Origin of the sequence: Oxalobacteraceae sp. CFBP 8761, from assembly GCA_014841595.1 — a bacterium.
Classification (GTDB): domain Bacteria; phylum Pseudomonadota; class Gammaproteobacteria; order Burkholderiales; family Burkholderiaceae_D; genus Telluria.
This window is the reverse complement of the sequence record JACYUE010000001.1, coordinates 2,113,533-2,131,257: the sequence shown is the minus strand read 5'-3', so window position 1 is coordinate 2,131,257 and position 17,725 is coordinate 2,113,533. Positions and strand designations below refer to the sequence as shown.

16 protein-coding genes are annotated in these 17,725 nt (G+C 64.9%); 9 read left to right on the top strand and 7 right to left on the bottom strand.

Annotated features, from left to right (window positions below):
* The first annotated feature begins 1 nt into the window (after position 1).
* The 3 genes from IFU00_09365 to IFU00_09355 all read left to right on the top strand — a co-directional run bounded on the left by IFU00_09365 (position 2) and on the right by IFU00_09355 (position 3,568).
* A complete protein-coding gene (locus tag IFU00_09365; GenBank protein ID MBD8542490.1) occupies positions 2-2,041 on the top strand; it encodes a M13 family metallopeptidase in 2,040 nt (679 codons plus the stop codon).
* Between the two features lie 67 nt (positions 2,042-2,108).
* Complete coding sequence (locus tag IFU00_09360) at positions 2,109-2,915, top strand: hypothetical protein (GenBank protein MBD8542489.1); 807 nt, start codon at positions 2,109-2,111, stop codon at positions 2,913-2,915.
* A 65-nt stretch (positions 2,916-2,980) separates the two neighbouring features.
* A complete protein-coding gene (locus IFU00_09355) occupies positions 2,981-3,568 on the top strand; it encodes a hypothetical protein (protein ID MBD8542488.1) in 588 nt (195 codons plus the stop codon).
* 36 nt (positions 3,569-3,604) lie between these two features.
* Here the strand turns inward: IFU00_09355 and IFU00_09350 are convergent, their stop codons facing one another.
* Positions 3,605-6,028, bottom strand: coding sequence for a DNA polymerase II (locus IFU00_09350; protein MBD8542487.1), 2,424 nt, complete (start codon positions 6,026-6,028; stop codon positions 3,605-3,607).
* 1 nt (position 6,029) lies between these two features.
* Complete coding sequence (locus IFU00_09345) at positions 6,030-6,818, bottom strand: ferritin-like domain-containing protein (protein MBD8542486.1); 789 nt, start codon at positions 6,816-6,818, stop codon at positions 6,030-6,032.
* Between the two features lie 124 nt (positions 6,819-6,942).
* Here IFU00_09345 and IFU00_09340 point away from each other — a divergent pair, with 124 nt between their 5' ends.
* The gene (locus tag IFU00_09340) at positions 6,943-7,317 is read left to right on the top strand and encodes a hypothetical protein (GenBank protein MBD8542485.1); all 375 of its coding nucleotides are present in this window, start codon (positions 6,943-6,945) and stop codon (positions 7,315-7,317) included.
* A gap of 19 nt (positions 7,318-7,336) precedes the next feature.
* On the opposite strand, the gene IFU00_09335 is transcribed toward IFU00_09340, so the two are convergent.
* Both IFU00_09335 and IFU00_09330 read right to left on the bottom strand, forming a co-directional pair.
* On the bottom strand, positions 7,337-8,122 hold the full coding sequence (locus tag IFU00_09335; GenBank protein MBD8542484.1) for a response regulator transcription factor: 786 nt from the start codon (positions 8,120-8,122) through the stop codon (positions 7,337-7,339).
* Entirely contained in the window at positions 8,119-9,216 is a 1,098-nt protein-coding gene (locus tag IFU00_09330) for a histidine kinase (GenBank protein MBD8542483.1), read from the bottom strand. Before IFU00_09330 ends, IFU00_09335 begins: the two co-directional genes overlap by 4 nt.
* Before the next feature lie 218 nt (positions 9,217-9,434).
* On the opposite strand from IFU00_09330, the gene IFU00_09325 reads away from it, so the two are divergent.
* The 3 genes from IFU00_09325 to IFU00_09315 all read left to right on the top strand — a co-directional run bounded on the left by IFU00_09325 (position 9,435) and on the right by IFU00_09315 (position 12,897).
* Positions 9,435-10,568, top strand: coding sequence for an alkene reductase (locus tag IFU00_09325; protein MBD8542482.1), 1,134 nt, complete (start codon positions 9,435-9,437; stop codon positions 10,566-10,568).
* Positions 10,569-10,696: 128 nt separating this feature from the next.
* The gene (locus IFU00_09320) at positions 10,697-12,160 is read left to right on the top strand and encodes a M20/M25/M40 family metallo-hydrolase (GenBank protein MBD8542481.1); all 1,464 of its coding nucleotides are present in this window, start codon (positions 10,697-10,699) and stop codon (positions 12,158-12,160) included.
* Positions 12,161-12,249: 89 nt separating this feature from the next.
* Positions 12,250-12,897, top strand: coding sequence for an MOSC domain-containing protein (locus IFU00_09315; GenBank protein MBD8542480.1), 648 nt, complete (start codon positions 12,250-12,252; stop codon positions 12,895-12,897).
* Here IFU00_09315 and IFU00_09310 read toward each other — a convergent pair.
* A complete protein-coding gene (locus tag IFU00_09310) occupies positions 12,842-13,795 on the bottom strand; it encodes a DMT family transporter (protein MBD8542479.1) in 954 nt (317 codons plus the stop codon). The two genes, IFU00_09315 and IFU00_09310, sit on opposite strands and share 56 nt — an antisense overlap.
* Before the next feature lie 109 nt (positions 13,796-13,904).
* Here IFU00_09310 and IFU00_09305 point away from each other — a divergent pair, with 109 nt between their 5' ends.
* A complete protein-coding gene (locus IFU00_09305; protein ID MBD8542478.1) occupies positions 13,905-14,792 on the top strand; it encodes a LysR family transcriptional regulator in 888 nt (295 codons plus the stop codon).
* Positions 14,793-14,905: 113 nt separating this feature from the next.
* Positions 14,906-15,325, top strand: coding sequence for a hypothetical protein (locus IFU00_09300; protein ID MBD8542477.1), 420 nt, complete (start codon positions 14,906-14,908; stop codon positions 15,323-15,325).
* 88 nt (positions 15,326-15,413) lie between these two features.
* Here the strand turns inward: IFU00_09300 and IFU00_09295 are convergent, their stop codons facing one another.
* Together IFU00_09295 and IFU00_09290 are read right to left on the bottom strand one after the other, a co-directional pair.
* On the bottom strand, positions 15,414-16,310 hold the full coding sequence (locus IFU00_09295) for an SMP-30/gluconolactonase/LRE family protein (protein MBD8542476.1): 897 nt from the start codon (positions 16,308-16,310) through the stop codon (positions 15,414-15,416).
* Between the two features lie 3 nt (positions 16,311-16,313).
* Entirely contained in the window at positions 16,314-17,702 is a 1,389-nt protein-coding gene (locus IFU00_09290) for an MFS transporter (protein MBD8542475.1), read from the bottom strand.
* Positions 17,703-17,725: the final 23 nt, after the last annotated feature.

Here is a 17,725-nt window from a genome sequence, read left to right as displayed (position 1 = left end):
AATGAACGACCTGCTCCGAACGATCTCTGCACTGACACTGACTTTGTGTCTGGCGCCATGGGCGCAGGCCGCCCCTGCCAGTGCCGCCATCGGTCGATGGGGCGTCGATACGGCCGGCCTGTCGACAACGACCCGGCCAGGCGACGACTTCTACCGCTATGTGAATGCCGGGTGGCTCAGGACCGCCGCGCCGCCGCCAGGTCTGCCCGCGATCGATTCCTTCGTCGAAGTGTATTTGTCGACCGAAAAACGGGTCGCCGGCATCGTCGCACAGGCACGCGAAACAGCCGCGCCGCCGGGCAGCCCCGAGCAGATAATCAGCGACTTCCACCGCTCGCATGCGAACCGGGAGCGCCGCGACACGCTGGGCATCACGCCGATTGCCAGCACGCTCGCGATCATCGCAGGCACCACCGACAAACGGGAACTGGCCAGGATCATGGCCTATCCCTGGATCGAAGGCTTTTTTCCCACCGGCCCGATGAGCGACGCGGCCGTCCCGACCCGGCAGATTGCAGCACTCGGCGTCGGTGGCCTGACCATGCCGTCGCGCGACTACTATCTCACTGAAGCCGAGCCCTACATCGGCCACCGCAAGGCATTGCTCGATTACATCGCTGCGAGCTTTCGCCGCGCCGGGTTCGCCGATGCCGATACCCGCGCCAGCAAGGTGCTGGCGCTGGAAACCGCGATCGCCAGGCGCCACTGGACCGTGGCGCAGCGCCGCGACGTGGTCCGCATGAATCATGTCATGACCACGGGCGAACTGAAGAAGTACGCACCCGGTTTTCCCTGGGATGCGTTTCTGGCAGAACTGAAGTACGACAAGCAGCCCAAGTTCAAGGTCACGACCGATACGGCGGTGCGCGACCTCGCCCGGCTGTTTGCCACGACGCCGGCCGCCGACCTGCAGACCTTCCTTGTCTTCAAGACGCTCGATGCATGGGCCGATTCGCTGTCGGAACCGTGGGTCCAGTCACATTTCGATTTCCATGGCAAGCGCCTGCAAGATACGCCGCAACGACGGCCGCCCGAACTCGAAAGCATCATGGCGGTAAGTTCGGTGCTGGGCGAAGAGATCGGCCGCATCTATGTCGCCCGGTATTTCGGGGCCACGGAACGCGCGCAGGTCGAAGAGATGGTGAATTATCTGCGCGCCACCTACCGTGACCGTATCAGCAAGCTCGACTGGATGGATGCGCCAACCCGGGCTGAGGCGCTGAAGAAACTCGACAAGGTCACACGCTACATCGGTTATCCCGAGCGCTGGCATGACCGGTCGACGGTCCGCATTGCAGCCGACGACCTCGTCGGAAACTATCGCCGGCTGTTCGACTGGATGCGCGCCGACGATCTGCAAAAGCTGAAGGAACCCACGCGAAAATGGGAGTTCCCCTACAGCCCGCAAGAAATCAATGCGGGTTATTCGCCATCGGCCAATTCGATCACGTTCCCAGCCGGGATACTCCAGCCGCCCTTCTTCGACCCGAACGCCGACGCTGCGGTGAACTTCGGCGCAATTGCAGCGGTCATCGGCCATGAATTCGGCCACGGTTTCGACGACCAGGGCAGCCGCGCCGACGGCGACGGCAAACTGCGTGAATGGTGGTCCAGGGCCTCGCGCCGCGAGTTCGAGAAACGCACCCAAGGTCTCGTCGTGCAATTTGACGGGTACGAACCGATTCCCGGCCTGCATATCAATGGCCGCCAGAATCTCGGCGAAAACATCGGCGACCTGGGCGGCCTGTCGGTCGCCTACGCGGCCTACCGCAGCTTCGTGCAGGAGAAACAGGGCGGGAACGCGCCGGTTCTCGATGGCTACAGCGGCGACCAGCGCTTTTTCCTCGCCTGGGCACAGCTCTGGCGCAACATCACGAGCGAAGGCGAAACACGCCGCCGCACGCTGGCCGATCCGCACAGTCCCGGCGAGTTTCGGGTCAATGGCGTCGTCCGTAATGTCGACGCCTGGTACAAGGCATTCGATGTCAAACCAACCGACAAGCTGTATTTGCCCCCCGAGAAACGGGTAAAAATCTGGTAGCCCGGGTGTGCTGTACCGGACCTGATGCGCCGGCTTTGTTTTGCCAATAATTAAAAGGAGATCGCACATGAAGAAAACAATGCGGCAGTTTGTCGTGGCATGCACGGCACTCGCCACTGCCCTGAGCCCGACGGTATCCATTGCGGCCAGCGCCGACGACCTGCGCGACCTGGTGGGCGCCCGCGCCGCCGGTGGCGAGAACACACTCGAATCCAGGGGCTGGGTGTCGATTACCGGCCACCATGCCGGCAACGCTTCATACACCTATTGGTGGAATGCCTCGCGCAAGAGCTGCGTGATGGTCAGGACCAGCGATGGCCGGTTCGCGGCGATCTCCGACGTGGGCAAGGGCGACTGCAACCAGAAGAGTGACAACAACGATGCGGCCATTGCCATCGGCACCGTCGGTGCCATCGCGCTCATCGCGGCGCTGGCATCGCACAAATCGGGGCACCACGACGATGGCAAGCACTATGCCGACCGGGAGCAAGAGGCCGATTATGAACGCGGTTACAACGATGGCATGTACAACCAGCCCTACCACAATTATTCACGCAGGGATGCCTACAGCGCCGGCTACGAAAGCGGCGTACGGCAACGCGGCCAGAATACGGCCTACCGGGACGATCACCGCTGGGGCGGCGGTTATGCCCCGTCGGTGGATGTGTCCGACCTGACCGGCGCGCGCGCATCGGGCGCCGAGAACAGTCTGGAGTCGCGTGGATTCAGCCGCGTCGATGGCTTCCAGTCGGGCGGTGACGGCAAGGGCACGATCTGGTGGAATGGCCGTACCCGGCAATGCCTTCAGGCCATCACCGTGGATGGCCGTATCGACAGCCTGTCCGATATCGGTAGCCACCGACGTTGTCGTTGAAAACGCCCTTGCAGCAGCATCGGGCCGGTGGCAGCGACGTCCTCGGTTGTTCGTGGCGTGCTGTTATGCGCAAGGCATCGATCCTGGCGACTGGGTGGATGGTCCTCGCCGGTCCATCGGCCGTTGCGCAGCCTGTGCCCCCGCCCCCGGCACAGATTGGCGCAAACTGTGCCAGGCCCGTCTATGCGTCCGACCAGCTCGTGTGCATCGACCCCCTGCTACGCGCACTCGACGCCCTCAATGTGCAGCGATCGACGCAGATCGACGCCGCGGCGCTGGGCAATGCCGGTCTCATCGAATCGCCGGCGGACTGGTTCCGCCGCCGCGCCCGGTGCGCTTTCGACAACAGCCACCGCGCGTGTCTCATCGACGCCTATCGCGATCGTCTGCTGGTCTTGTCCAGCTTGACCGGTACGGGGGCGATTGAGCGGAAACTGGCCTGTCGTGACACCTGGGCAGACCGGGATTTGCGGGTCGCCATCGCCGCGACGGGCGCCATGCGCGTGACCGATGCTGGCCGTGCGTTCGCCGTCGCGACCCCGCCTGTGCGCGCCTCGGCATGGAAGCCCGCGGTTGCCGGCCGTCCCGATGGGCACGCCATCACGTTCGAACTGCCCGATGCGTCGGTCATTCATTGCGTAACGACCGACTGACATGCTACCCGCATCCGCCATGAATGGCGCCAGCCCCTAGAACAACGCGCCCTGCCCACTGGTCAGATGGCGTGTAAGGTTCGCAAAACTGTCTCCCAAAAACGGCAGGATCGCGTCCGCGACGGGTTCGAGCTGGCGCGTCAGGTAATGCTCGTAATCGATTGGCGAGCGGCGCAGTTCCAGCGGCTCGGGGCCATCGTGTGTCATCACGTATCGGATCCAGCCGCCCTTGCGATACAGCGCGTGGCGGCCGTTGCGCAGGTGGTGTTCGTCAGCCATGCGCGCGGCGCGAACGTGCGGCGGCACGTTGCGCTCGTAGTCGTCCAGCGCCCGGCGCAGGCGTTTGCGGTAAACAAGATCGTCATCGCACTCGCCGCGCAGCATCCGCGCCACCAGTTCGCGCACGAAGTCTTCGTACGGCTCGCCCTTGAAGATCCGCTCGTACAGGCCTTGCTGGAACTGCTGGGCCAGCGGTGTCCAGTCGCTGCGCACCGTTTCCAGCCCCTTGTAGACCATCTCGTCGTCGCCATCGAGCGTCGTGGCCAGCCCGGCGTAGCGCTTCTTGCTGCCCTCGTCCGAACCGCGCACGGTCGGCATCAGGAAGCGCCGGAAATGCACGTCGTATTCCAGTTCGAGCGCGCTCTCGATGCCCAGCTCATCTGCCAGATGCGTCTTCCACCAGCCGTTCACATGATTGACCAATATGTTCCCGATGCGGCGCGCATCGTCGTCGGTATGCGGGGCGCCGAGCCAGACGAAGGTCGAATCGGTGTCGCCGTAGATGACCTGGTAGCCCTGCTCTTCGATCAGCGCGCGCGTGCGGTGCATGATGTCGTGCCCGCGCATCGTGATCGACGACGCCAGACGCGGGTCGAAAAAGCGGCAGCCGGTCGTACCGAGCACACCGTAGAAGGCATTCATGATGATCTTGAGCGCCTGCGACAGCGGCGCATTCTGCGCCTTCTTGGCCGCTTCCCTGCCCGCCCACACCTGCGTGACGATGTTCGGCAGGCAGTGCCGGGTGCGCGAAAAGCGGCCACCCCGGTAGCCCGGCACCGTGGTCTCCTCGGGCTCGCGCAGGCCCTCGATCAGGCCCAGCGGGTCGATCAGGAAAGTGCGGATGATCGACGGGTACAGGCTTTTGTAGTCCAGCACCAGCACCGAGTCGTACAGGCCCGAGCGTGAATCCATCACGAAGCCGCCCGGGCTGTCGGCGCCCTCGACGTCGCCGATATTCGGCGCCACCCGGCCCTGGCGGTGCAGCAGCGGCATGTACAGGTGCTCGAACGCGGCCACCGACCCGCCGCTGCGATCGGCCGCCAGCCCCGTCACGCTGGCCCGCTCGAGCAGGAAGTCGAGCAGCCGGGTCTTGTCGAAGATGCGGGTGACCAGCTCGCAATCCATGACGTTGTAATAGGCCAGCGCCGGCTTGTCCTCGTTGAACATGCGGTCGATTTCGGCCATGCGGTCATGCGGATTGTCGATCGCCTTGCCAACGCCCAGCAGCGTGCGCGAGACGTTTTCAAGGCTGAACGACGGGAAGGTCCAGGTGGCCGAGTGCAGCGCGTCGATGCCGTCGATGACGAGGCGCCCGGCGATGCAGATGAAGTAGTGTTCCTGGCCGCCGCGGTTGCCGCCGCCTTTGCCACCGCCTTTGCCACCTGCTTCGCGCCACTCGATCGCGCTGCCGTCGCGGCCGAGGCGCAGCGGCCGCTTCATGCCCTCGGCATGGCGCTGCAGCACGCGCATGTCGAACTGGATCACGTTCCAGCCGATGATCGCGTCCGGGTCGTGCTGTACGAACCACGCTTCCATGCGGTCGAGCAGCTCGCGCCTGGTGGCGCAATACTCAAGATCGTAATCGCGCGGGCCATCGATGCCATTGGGTGGTCCCAGCATGTACACCTGGCGCTGCCCGCACCCTTCAAGCGCGATCGAGCGCAGCTCGCCCTGAAACGTGGTCTCGATATCGAGCGACACGGTGCGGATGGTCGGCCGGTAGCCGGGCGAGGGCTTCATCACGCCTTCGACCAGCAGGTGCGGATTGCCCTCGACCGGCTGTCCCGCAAACACGACGGGTGCGGTGATGAAGCGCTCCATCAGGTAGCGCTCGGGCGGGCGCACGTCGGCCTCGAACACGTCCAGGCCATGCTGGCGCAGGCGCCGTTCGATCTGCATCAGCTGGCGGTATTTGCGGCAGTACAGGCCGGCGACGGGCCGGTGCTGGAAGTCGAGCAGCTCGAGCGGGCGTAATTCCCAGCCCCGTTCGTCCTGCAGCAGTTGCTCGACCGTGCCGCGCTGCGCTTCGGGAATGAAGGCGACCGGGGTCTGCACCGGGATGCGCACGCAGCGCGGGCCGGCATCGGTGGCAAGCCAGAACTCGACTTCGCAACCGGCAGGCGTGTCGCGCCAGTGGCGCGTCAGCAGAAAGCCGGTGCTGTCCGACGCCGCATCGTCCATGTCAGCGATAGCGTTCCAGCTCGGCCTCGGAAAAGCCGGCCGCGCGGCGCCCTTCGATATTGAATGGGCCCTTGAGCACGGGCGCCTTGTAGCGCACGGTCAGTTCGTCGTACGTGGCGATCGGCTCGAGGCCGCGCGCCAGGCACAGTTCGAGATACCAGCGATTGCCGATTTCGACGTGCCCCACTTCGTCGACCAGCAGGCGGTCGAGGATCAGCGCCGCAGCCAGGTCGCCCGCCTGCGCGATCTTCTTGCGCAGCGGCGGGATCGCGTCCAGGCCGCGCGCTTCGAGCGTGCGCGGCACCAGCGCCATGCGCGCCAGCACGTCGTCGCTGGTCTTGGCGACCATCTCCCACAGGCTGTCGTGGCCCGGGAAGTCGCCGTACGCATACCCAAGTGTGCCCAGATGATCGCTCAGCATCGTGAAGTGCAGCGCCTCTTCATCGGCAACCAGCAACCAGTCGAGATAGTATTGCTCGGGCATCCCATCGAAACGCCACAGGGCATCGAGCGCCAGATTGACGGCATTGAACTCGATGTGCGCCAGCGCGTGGACCAGCATCGCGCGCCCTTCCGGCGTGCCCATCGAGCGGCGGCCCACCTGCAGCGGCGGCACCAGTTCAGGGCGGATCGGACGGCCAGGGATGCCAGGCGGCGCCGTCATGACGGCCTGGGTGTCGATGGCGACCTGACCTGCCTTGCACGCAGCAGAGAGCGCGGCGACCGCCCTGGCTTTGGCGGCGGGGTCGGCGTCGAGCAGTGCGTGCAGCGCGGCGGCGCGGAGTTCCATGGTGTGGCCTAGCAAATCGAGAGCAGCATTTTACTCAATCTACCGTCGTTGATGGTTCCCAATTCATCCGCAATGATGGCTTGGGATACTCGCCATCGAGAAACTGCCGGGACATCTACAACCTATGCGCTTCTGTCTCTACACTGTCCTGATCGCAGCCTTGCTTGCTGGCTGTCGCGATTCTGTCGAAGACCAGGCAAACAAGCTCGGTGACCGTGAGTTTACGACGGATGTCTGGGCCACGGCGTCAGACTTGCAGCGAGGAGAGATGACGGCATCGCTGCTAAAGAAACATGATTTGAAGCGGTCGAACGGCAGTGACATCGTGGCACTGCTCGGCCGCCCTACTGGCTACTACGACTATGACACCAATCCTGCGTACGTCGTCGGGCCAACAACCGTCGAGAGCGTCTATACAAAAGGCTATTTGCTGGTGTTTGAAACCGATAAGGAAAACGGCAAGGTAGAGCGCATATTCTTCGTGCCCGCCGTCGAGTGATGTTGCAGCGCCAATCCTGCTACATCTGCCTGAACAAATGCGCATACACCGGACTGACACGGGGCTTTTCCGGCCGGCCACGCAACGTTAGCATCACCTTGCCCAGATCATCGCGCACCGCGCTGGTCACGCATCCCATATTCACCACCGTGCTGCGGCTTACCTGACGAAACTGCGCGCTGTCGAGTTGCGGCAGCAATTCCTTCAGCGGCACCCGGATCAGCGCTTCGGCGTCGGCGGTGACGACATTCACATACTTGTCGATCGCCTGGAAGTACACGACGTCTGACACCGGGATCATGCGCACCGCGTTGCCGACCGCCGCCCGGATCACGCCCAAGCGCTCGCTTGGTGCGGCGCGTGGCGCCAGCGCCTGCAACTGCCCGAGCAGCTGGCCCAGTGCATCCGGCGCCATCGTCGTGCGCGCCTCCAACGCGGCACGCAGGCGCTCGACGGTCTTGCCCAGCCGCGCGCTGCTGACCGGCTTGAGCACATAGTCGAACGCCGCGTGCTCGAAGGCCTGCACCGCGTAGTCATCAAACGCGGTGACGAACACGATGTGCGGAAACGGCGCCGGTCCGTCCCAGCGCTCGGCCAATTCTTCGGCCACTTCCAGCCCGCTCTGACCCGGCATGCGGATGTCCAGGAACAGCACGTCCGGTCGCAGCGCCAGGGCCTGCTCCACGGCGACCACGCCGTTGGGCGCAGTCGCGACGATGTCGAGGCCGGGCCACAGGCCTTGCAGTGTCCTGGCCAGCGTGGCGGCCAGGATCGGTTCGTCTTCGGCAATCAGCGCGCGGGTCATTGTTCGAACTCCAGAGGCAGGGTCAATCGGGCCAGCGTACCTTGTGGCGGCGCCGGATTCAAGGTCATCGATGCGCGCTCACCATACAGGGCGTCGAGCCGTTCACGCGACGTGGCCACGCCGACGCCGCCGCCACGCCGCGCAGGTGCCTGGCCCGTACACAGCCCCAGCCCCGTATCCCGGACGTCGAGCACCAGGCTGTCGCCGTCGATCGCCGCGCTGATGGTGATCTCGCCGCCATCGATCTTCGGCTCCACGCCGTGCACGATCGCGTTCTCTACCAGCGGTTGCAGCAGCATCGTGGGCAGGCGCGCGGCACGCAGCGCCGGCGGCAGCTCGAGCCGGTAGCGCAGCCGCTCGCCCATGCGCACGCCCATCAGGCCCAGGTACGCCCCCATGGCGGCAAATTCCTGCTCCAGCGTCGTGGTCTCGCTGCGCGATACGCTCAGCGTGGCGCGCAGGTACTGGATCAGCTGGTCGAGCATGTCGCTGGCGCGCACCGGGTCGAGCGCGATCAGGCCCTGCAGATTGGCCAGCGTATTGAACAGCATGTGCGGTTCGATCTGGGCCTGCAGCAGGCGCAGCTGCGCCTGCAAGGCCTGGCGCTCGATGATCTGCGCGCGCAGGTGCGCCTCGGCCTGCTCTTCCTGGGCATGCCGCACGCGCTCGCGGTTCATGATCAGCACGACCATCAGTGTCGTGCCCAGGAAGGTGAAAACGATCATGCTGATGCGGTCCACACTCGGATATTCCGCCAGCGTCGGCGTACGAATGCCGAGCAACAGCCCGGCCGTGTACAGGCCGGTGAAATGGGCAATCGGCGCCGCCAGCACCGCCAGCGCAGCGAACCTGGCCCATTCTTGCAAGCGCCAGACCGGCCGCTTGATGAACAGCAGACGCCCGCCGTACACGATCGTGAAGGCAACGATGCCGATCAGGACCGACACCAGCAGGTTTTCTAGAAAGCGTCCCGTGACCAGGCTGATGAAACACGCCAGCAGCGCGCTGATGGCGATCGACAGCGGCAGGTCGGTCAACAGGCGTCGCAGGCGCGCACGTCGTTGCTGGTGAATCGGCGGAGAGATGCTGGCCATGTGGACTCGCTTCAGAAAATCACGGTAATAAGGACAGGGACAACCCATTGTGCCGAGCCGGCGTGCCAGCGGCAAGGGACGGTGCGACGAATTGGCAAAAGGCGGGAGTGAACCCGGCCTCGCAGAGCGCGATGGCCCGATTCGCTAGCGTGCCGGTCATCCAATTCTTCGAATTCATTTATGCTGGCCGCATCCATCCATAACGCTACAAGGACGCCATGCACCAGTTATTCTCGCCATTCAAGCTCGCTTCGCTTCCCCTCGTCAACCGCGTCGTGATGGCGCCCTTGACCCGGGCGCGTGCGCCGGACGACGTCGCCACTGAAACCGTCGCGCTGTATTACACCCAGCGCGCCACCGCTGGCCTGATCGTCAGCGAAGGCACGCCCATTTCCCGCGAAGGCCAGGGTTACCTGTTTAACCCCGGCATCTACACGCCCGCGCAGATCGCCGGCTGGCGCCTGACGACCCAATCCGTGCACGCCATCGGTGCGAAGATGTTCGCGCAGCTCTGGCACGTGGGCCGCGTGTCGCACCCGAGCATCCAGACCGATGGCATCGATCCCGTCAGCGCCAGCTCGAAAATCGCGCAAGGCGCCATGGCCTATGGTGTCAAGGATGATGGCACGCCGGGCATGGTGGCCACCACCCAACCGCGCCAGCTTGCCACCGACGAGGTAGCGCGCGTGGTGCAGGATTTTGCCAACGCCGCTGGCAATGCCATCGAGGCCGGTTTCGACGGCGTCGAGATCCACGGCGCCAATGGCTATCTGCTGGAGCAGTTCCTCAACCCGCTGGTCAATGACCGCGACGACGAGTACGGCGCAACCACGATGGACAACCGCCTGCGCTTTGCCCTGGCAGTCGTCGATGCCGTCGTCGCCCGCATCGGCCGCGAGCGCGTGGGCATCCGCCTGTCGCCCTACGGCCGCCTGTTCGACATGCCGCTGTACGACGACATCGACTCCACCTACACGGCGCTGGTCGCCGCGCTCGGGGAACGCCGCATCGCCTATGTTCACATCATGGACCAATCCGGCTACGGCATGGGCGACAAGGCGTCCGGGCCGACCGTGTCCGACAAGATCCAGGACTTGCTGCGCGCCTTCCGGCCCGCGCTGCCCGAGACTGCACTGATTTTGGCTGGCGGCATGACGCGCGAACGCGCCGATAAGATGATCGACGATGGCGTGATCGACCTGGCAGCGTTTGGCCAGCCGTTCATCTCGAACCCCGACCTGGTCGCGCGCCTGCGCAACGGCTGGCCACTGGCCGAGCCTGACCGCAGCACCTACTACGGGGGTGATGCCAGGGGCTATATCGATTACCCGCCGTACGCTGCGCAGGGCTGATCGCATGGTGGGCTGAAACGGGAAGCGTTCTCGCGGCGCCCCAGTCGGGTGGCGACACACATCCCGGTTGACCCGATTCCCTCCACCATGTCATATTGCCATCCTCATCAATCCACGGAAGTCCTCGCATGCGTCACCTTGCCTCCGCGCTGTCCATTTCCATCGCCCTCGCCCTGACCGGGTGCGCCACCTCGGCCCAGGGGCCGCAGACTTCGGGGCGCGATGCGCTGACCTCCAGCATCTCGGCCGACTCGCTGCGCGGCCACCTGTCGTTCCTGTCGTCCGACCTGCTCGAAGGGCGCGGCACGCCGTCGCGCGGCGTTGACCTGGCGGCTGAATACATCGCGGCGCAGTTCCGCCGCGCGGGGCTTGAGGCGGCGGGCGACGACGGCTACTTCCAGACCGCGAACTGGCAATACGCCAGGCGCAGCCCGCAGGACATCGCCTTGACGGTGACGGCTGGCGGCAAGACCATGACACTTAACGGCACGGGCGCATCGGCCAACTTCGTCGATCCGGTCACGCTGGCGCACACCCCTGCCGTCTTCATGACCTGGCAGGCGGCGCTCGACGATCCGGACAAAGCCAACGGCAAGGTGCTGGTCGTACCGGCCGCCGCAATCCCCGGCGCGGGCGCCGCGCTGCAAGCCAAACTGAAAAGCAAGCCGGCGCTGATCGTACTGATCGACCGCGAACGCCGTCAGGCGCGCACGCAGGGTGGCTGGCTGATCGATCCGGGCTTCGCAGTGGCAAAAGGCGGCGCGCCGGTCGTGCTGGTGCATGCAGCCGATGCCGCGACCGCACTCGAACAGGGCGGCGCCACCGTCGCCGCGAAGATCGTCGCACCCGAGATCACGCCGACCAAGCTGCGCAACGTGATCGGCGTGCTGCGCGGTTCGGACCCGGCCCTGAAAAGCACCTACGTGATGCTCAGCGCGCACTACGATCACCTGGGCATCCGCGATGGCGAGATCTTCAACGGCGCCAACGACGATGGCAGCGGCACCGTCTCGGTCATCGAGATCGCCGCCAGCATGGCGGCGCAAAAGGAACGTCCACGCCGCAGCATCGTGTTCGTCGCGCTGTTCGGCGAAGAACTGGGCCTGCTCGGCTCGCGCTACTACGCGAAGCATCCCGTGTTCCCGCTGAAGGACACCGTGATGAACCTGAACCTCGAGCAGCTTGGCCGCACCGACGACGGCGAAGGCCCGCAGTTGCGCTCCGCCACGATGACCGGCTTTGACTATTCGACGGTGGGCACGACGCTGCAACGCGCAGGCGAACAGACCGGCATCCGCTTCTGGAAGCACCCGACCAACAGCGACCGCTATTTTGCGCGCAGCGACAACCAGGCGCTGGCCGATGCCGGCGTGCCGGCTCACACGCTGTGCGTAGCGTTCGGCTTCCCCGATTACCACGGCAAGGACGACACCTGGGACAAGGTCGACTACGACAACCTGGCCAGCGTGAACCGCATGATCGCCGTGGCGTTGCAGGACATCGCCAACGATCCGGTCAAGCCGGCGTGGACGGACGTGCCCAATGCCGCCAAGTACCGCGCTGCGGCGGCGGCGTTGCAGGCGCCGAAGTAACGCTGACCGATGATGGTGACCGGGTGAAACTGGCCAGCCTGTCGCTCCGTCCGACTGGCAGCGCCGCGCCGCAGACGGTCGAGCGGCTCATGCTCATGGCCGGCGCGGGGATCGATGGCGACCGCCACCGCGACCCGGCATCGCCCCGCCAGCTGCTGCTGGCGAGCAGCGCGACCTATGCTGATTTGAATCTCGCTCCCCACGCGCTGCGCGAGAACCTGCTGCTCGATACGCCCATCGACGCCCTGCCCTCCGGCACCGTGCTGCAGATCGGGGACCAGGCGCAGGTGCGCCTGATGTTCGCATGCGAAGCGTGCGGCCGGCTCGACCTGCATGGCGCGCACGTCGCCGCCAGGATTGGCGCCCGACGTGGCGTGCTGGCGCGCGTCGTGCAAGGCGGCGCAATTTGTACCGGCGACACCGTACGCGACCTGGGCCCATTGCTGTCCGCGTGGTCAGATGACTGGCACGAACGCGTGGCACAGGTGATCGACGCCATGCCGCGCGACACCGTGATCGACTACGCGCTACTGGCGCGCCTGGCCGGCATCCAGTCGACCTACTGCCGCGCGTTCCCACGCTTTTTGGCGTCGCTTGGGCCGGCGTATACGGACCGGGCTGTTCCGGCGCGGACCATCTCGCACTTGCCGCGCTGGGATGGCCGCGGCTTGTTCGATGCTGTCATGCCGACGCCCGTTTCGGTGCAGCCGTCGCCGCTGGCTGCGCCTTCGGCTTGAGCCGCGCCACACCCAGGATCACCAGCGCCAACCCGCCCAACTGGAATACGGACAACGGCTCTCCCAGCAGCAGCCACGAAGCGAACACCGTCAGTACCGGGCCGAGATTGCCGATCGCCGCCGTCCGCGATGCGCCGAGGCGGGCAATCGCCAGCGACAGCCAATAGATCGGCACCACGGTCGATACCACGGCCATCAGACTGCTATTGAGCCAGACCGCTGGCGGCAGCGTCGTGAGGGCGGCGCGGTCACCGGCCAGCGTGAAATGCAGCAGCACGAACAAGCACGATGCGCTGCCTGCCAGGCCTGCCAGGCGCATCGCGCCGATCCGCTTGACGACCGCGCCGGTGCCGACGAAGTACAGCGCGTACGCCACGGCGCTGGCAAATACCCATGCAGCACCAGTCAGGAGCTCGCTGCTCATGCCGGTCACGTGCAGGTCGTGGATGAAGCCGACGCCGAGGCCCAGGTAACAGATGCCCAGCGCCTGCAAGGTACGGCTCGACGGGTACTGTTTGGTGAGACAGACCTGGAACAACAGCACCAGCGTCGGGTACAGGTACAGGATCAGCCGTTCAAGCCCGGCCGTGATGGTTTCGAGGCCATAGAAATCGAACAGGCTCGCCAGGTAATAGCCGAAGAAGCCCAGGGTTGCGATGTGCAGCCAGTCCTTCGGCGTCAACCGGGCTGCCTGCGGATCGCGCGCCATCCAGGCCAGGCCCAGGAACAGCGGCAGCGCAAAACCCATGCGCAGCGCCAGCATGGTCAATGCATCCACTGGCGCGGCCGCGTAGCCCAGCTTGACGAACACCGCCTTCATGCTCATTCCCGTGGCGGCCAGAATCGCATACAGCCGTCCGTCCTGCGCCCAGCGGCCTACCCATGTCAAATCGCTCATCTTCGTCTCAGCCGTTATCACGTCATCGTCAAGGCCTTATTTTGCCGCGAAACAAGACGGGCTAGAATGCGCCAATACTGAATCAGGCCTTCGCCGAGCGAGAAACCCCATGCACATCGACCTGACCGATCTTCGCCTGTTACTGGCCATCGAGGCCGCTGGCAGCCTGAGCAAGGCCGCCGAACGCTTCCCCATCGCCCTGTCCGCGGCCAGCAACCGCCTGCGCGGGTTCGAGCAGGACACCGGCATAGTCGTATTTACCCGCTCGGCGGCCGGCATGACGCCAACGCCCTCAGGACGCTTCATCCTCGAGCGGGCCGCGCGCATTGTCAATGAAACGGAGCAGTTGCGCGAGACCGTGCGCGACCTGCGCGGTGGACGCCGCATGTCGGTGCACCTGGCCGGCACTACAGTGGCGATCAGCACCTTCCTGCCAGCGGCCCTTGGCGAATTTTTGGCGGACCACCCTCAAGTCGACCTGCAACTGGACGAACGCGCCAGCCGCGATATCGTGGCGGCGGTACGCGCCGGCGAGATCGAGCTGGGCATTTTCGATGGGAACGTGACGACCGGCGAGATGATCTCGCTGCCCTTTCGCAGCGATCGCCTGGTGATGCTGGTGCCGGCCGGCCATGCGCTGGCGCAGCGCGCGACGATGAAGCTGCGGGACGCCTTTGAATACGCGTTCGTGTGTCTGCCGCCGGAACGGCCGATGCAGCATTTCATTGAAGCGAGGGCGATCCACAACGGCCGGCCGTTGAAGGTGCGCGTACGGGCGCCGAGCTTCGACGCCATCGCGCAGCTGGTGGCGCAGGATGTCGGCATCGCCATGCTGCCCGAGGCGGCCGCCATCCGCTTTGCCCGCGAGCTGTCCGTCGCCATCGTCGCGCTGGACGACGCGTGGGCAAACCGGGAACTTCGCGTCTGCGTCGCCGATCCCGCATTGTTGTCGCCACACGCTGAATTGTTGTTAAGTTATCTAGCGCACAGCCGATGAGTTTTGGAAATGTTTTAATACGTCTGTCGCGCACGATTGCGGTCGGGGCGTGAGTCAAAGAATTAGCAGCTGGTGTAAGCTAAACGACAACATTTAATTTTAAGGAGCACCCCATGAAAACCACGATTACCATTTCCGCCCTGATGCTGAGCGTCGCGATGCTGGCCGGTTGCAACAAAAACGACAATATGGGCCCTGCACAAGAAGCCGGCGCAGCCGTCGACAACGCAGGCGCAACCGTCGCTCAGGAATCTAAAGAAGCCGTCGCTGCTGCTGATGCAGCTGCTGAACGCGCTGGCGACAAGATGGAAGTTGCAGCTGACAAAGCTGAAGCCAATCTGGACGCTGCTGGTCAGCGTATCGACGCCGCTACCGACCGTGCCGGTGCACGTATCGAAGCTGCTGGCGCCGAAGTGCGTCAGGAAAGCCGCGAAGCAGCTGCTGCCGCTAAAGAAGCCACCAGCGACGCAACCGCTGCTGCTGGCCGTAGCGTCGAGCGCGCTGGCGAAAAAATGCAGGACGCTTCGAAGTAATTCATTTGGATTAGTTCGATCAGCAGTCGTGTAATGCGCAAGCCGCGACCCGGGCAACCGGTGTCGCGGCTTGTTCACATTTGGCCGTTCAAACGGCGAATGGCGTCTCTGCGATACCCTGCACGCCCGGCCGCAGGATGACGACCGAACCGGCGTCGCCACCAGGATTGGCCGCCCCTGCCGGATCAATCGACGTCACGAGCAGCAGGTCGAGCGCCGGGCCGCCAAATGCGCACATCGACGGCTTGGCCATCGGCAGCGCAATTTCACGATCAAGCTTGCCTTGCGGCGTGAAGCGCTGCACCACACCGCCATCGTTGGCGCAGCTCCAGTAGCAGCCATCGACGTCGACCGCCGCCCCGTCGGGCCGGCCCCGTTGCCCCGCCAGGTCGAGAAATATCCGCTCATTGCTCGGCAGGCCGGCATCGGGATCGTAATCGTAGGCCCACACGAGGCGCCGTTGCGGGTGCGAGTCGGACAGGTACATCGTGCGGCCATCCGGCGAGAAGGCCAGGCCGTTCTGCGTCAGCAAGTTCCGAACGACAGGCCCATGCAGGCCTGCAGCGGTGCTGTAGCGATACAGCCCGCCCACCGCGCGTGCGGCGCCCATGTCCATGAACATGGTGCCGCTCCAGAACCGGCCCTGCCGGTCGCAGCGCCCGTCGTTGAAACGCATGCCCTCGCCCAGCTCCACGTCAGGCGGCGCGGCCAGGCGGCGTGCATCGACCGTTCCATCGGCCCCCAGCGTCAGGCGAAACACGCCCGTTTCCATGCCGGCGATCAGGCCGCCATCGCTGTCCGCGGCAATGCAGGCCACCATTTCAGGTGCCGTCCAATGCTGCAAAGCGCCGCTGGCCTGGTCGCTGCGCCAGATGCGGCGCGCAGGGATGTCCACCCAATACCAGGCAGCCTGCCCCGCATGCCACAGCGGGCTTTCACCGGTGGCGCAATGCACGCCCCCGACGCGTTCTACTTCAGCAGACATCGATTACAACCCCTTGATTTCACGGTGCTGCGGCACCAGCATTTTCATGACTGTCCACGCCACCAGGTAGGCCACGGCGCAGATCGAGAACATGATCATATACCCGGTCTGCAACTGGCCGAGCGCGCCGTAATGGTCGAACAGCCAGCCCCCGAGCTTGGTGAGCAGCACGCCGCCCAGGCCACCGGCCATGCCACCGATGCCGACAACCGAGCCGACGCTGTGTTTCGGGAACATGTCCGAAACGGTCGTGAACAGGTTGGCCGACCAGGCCTGGTGCGCCGAGGCGCCAACGCCGATCAGGATCACCGGCACCCAGAAGCCCAGGTAGCCGAGCGGTTGCGCGAGCAGCACGACCAGCGGGCACAGGGCGATGATCAGCATGGCCTTCATGCGGCCATGATAGATGTCGGCGCCCCGGTTCAGGAACCAGGTCGGCAACCAGCCGCCGCCAATGCTGCCTACCATTGTCATGCTGTACAGGACCGCGAGCGGGATGATCATGTCGGTGGCCGACATGCCGTATTGCGCCGACATGTATTTGGGGAGCCAGAACAGGAAGAACCACCAGACGCCGTCGGTCATGAATTTGCCGAAGGCGAAGGCCCAGGTCTGGCGGTAGCCCAGCAGCTTGAACCACGAGCCCTTGACGGGCTTGCCGGTGGGCGCCGCCACCACGCCGGCGTCGCTGTTGATGTAGGCCAGTTCGGCCGCCTTCAGGCGCGGCTGGCGTTCCGGCGCATCGTACAGCCAGATCCAGAGGCCCATCCACAAGAAGCCGATGCCGCCAATGACGATGAACGCCGACTGCCAGCCCCAGTGCGCAGCGATCAGCGGCACGGTCAGTGGCGCCAGGATCGCGCCGACATTGGCACCCGAATTGAAGATGCCGGTGGCGAACGAGCGCTCGCGTTTCGGGAAGTATTCGGCAGTGGCCTTGATCGCGGCCGGGAAGTTACCGGCTTCGCCAATGGCCAGCACCGCGCGGCCGATCATGAAGCCGGCCACCGACACGGGCACCACGGCCAGGCCGACGCTGGTGAATACCGTGTTGACCGCTTCGCCGATGCCGATTGCGTACGCATGACCGATGGCGCCCAGCGACCAGACGACGATCGCCAGCACGTAGGCGCGCTTGGTGCCCATGCGGTCGATCACGCGGCCCGCAAACAGCATCGAGATCGCGTACACGAACTGGAAGGTCGCCGTGATGTTGGCGTAGTCGGTGTTCGTCCAGTTGAACTGCTCGGTGAGCACCGGTGCGAGCAGGCTCAGGACCTGGCGGTCCAGGTAATTGATGGTGGTGGCGAAGAACAGCAGCGCGCAGATCGTCCAGCGATATCTGCCCACCACCGACTGCGCCGGTGTTACGTCGATGACTTGCTGATTCATGGTGATCAGTTCTTTTCAAGTTG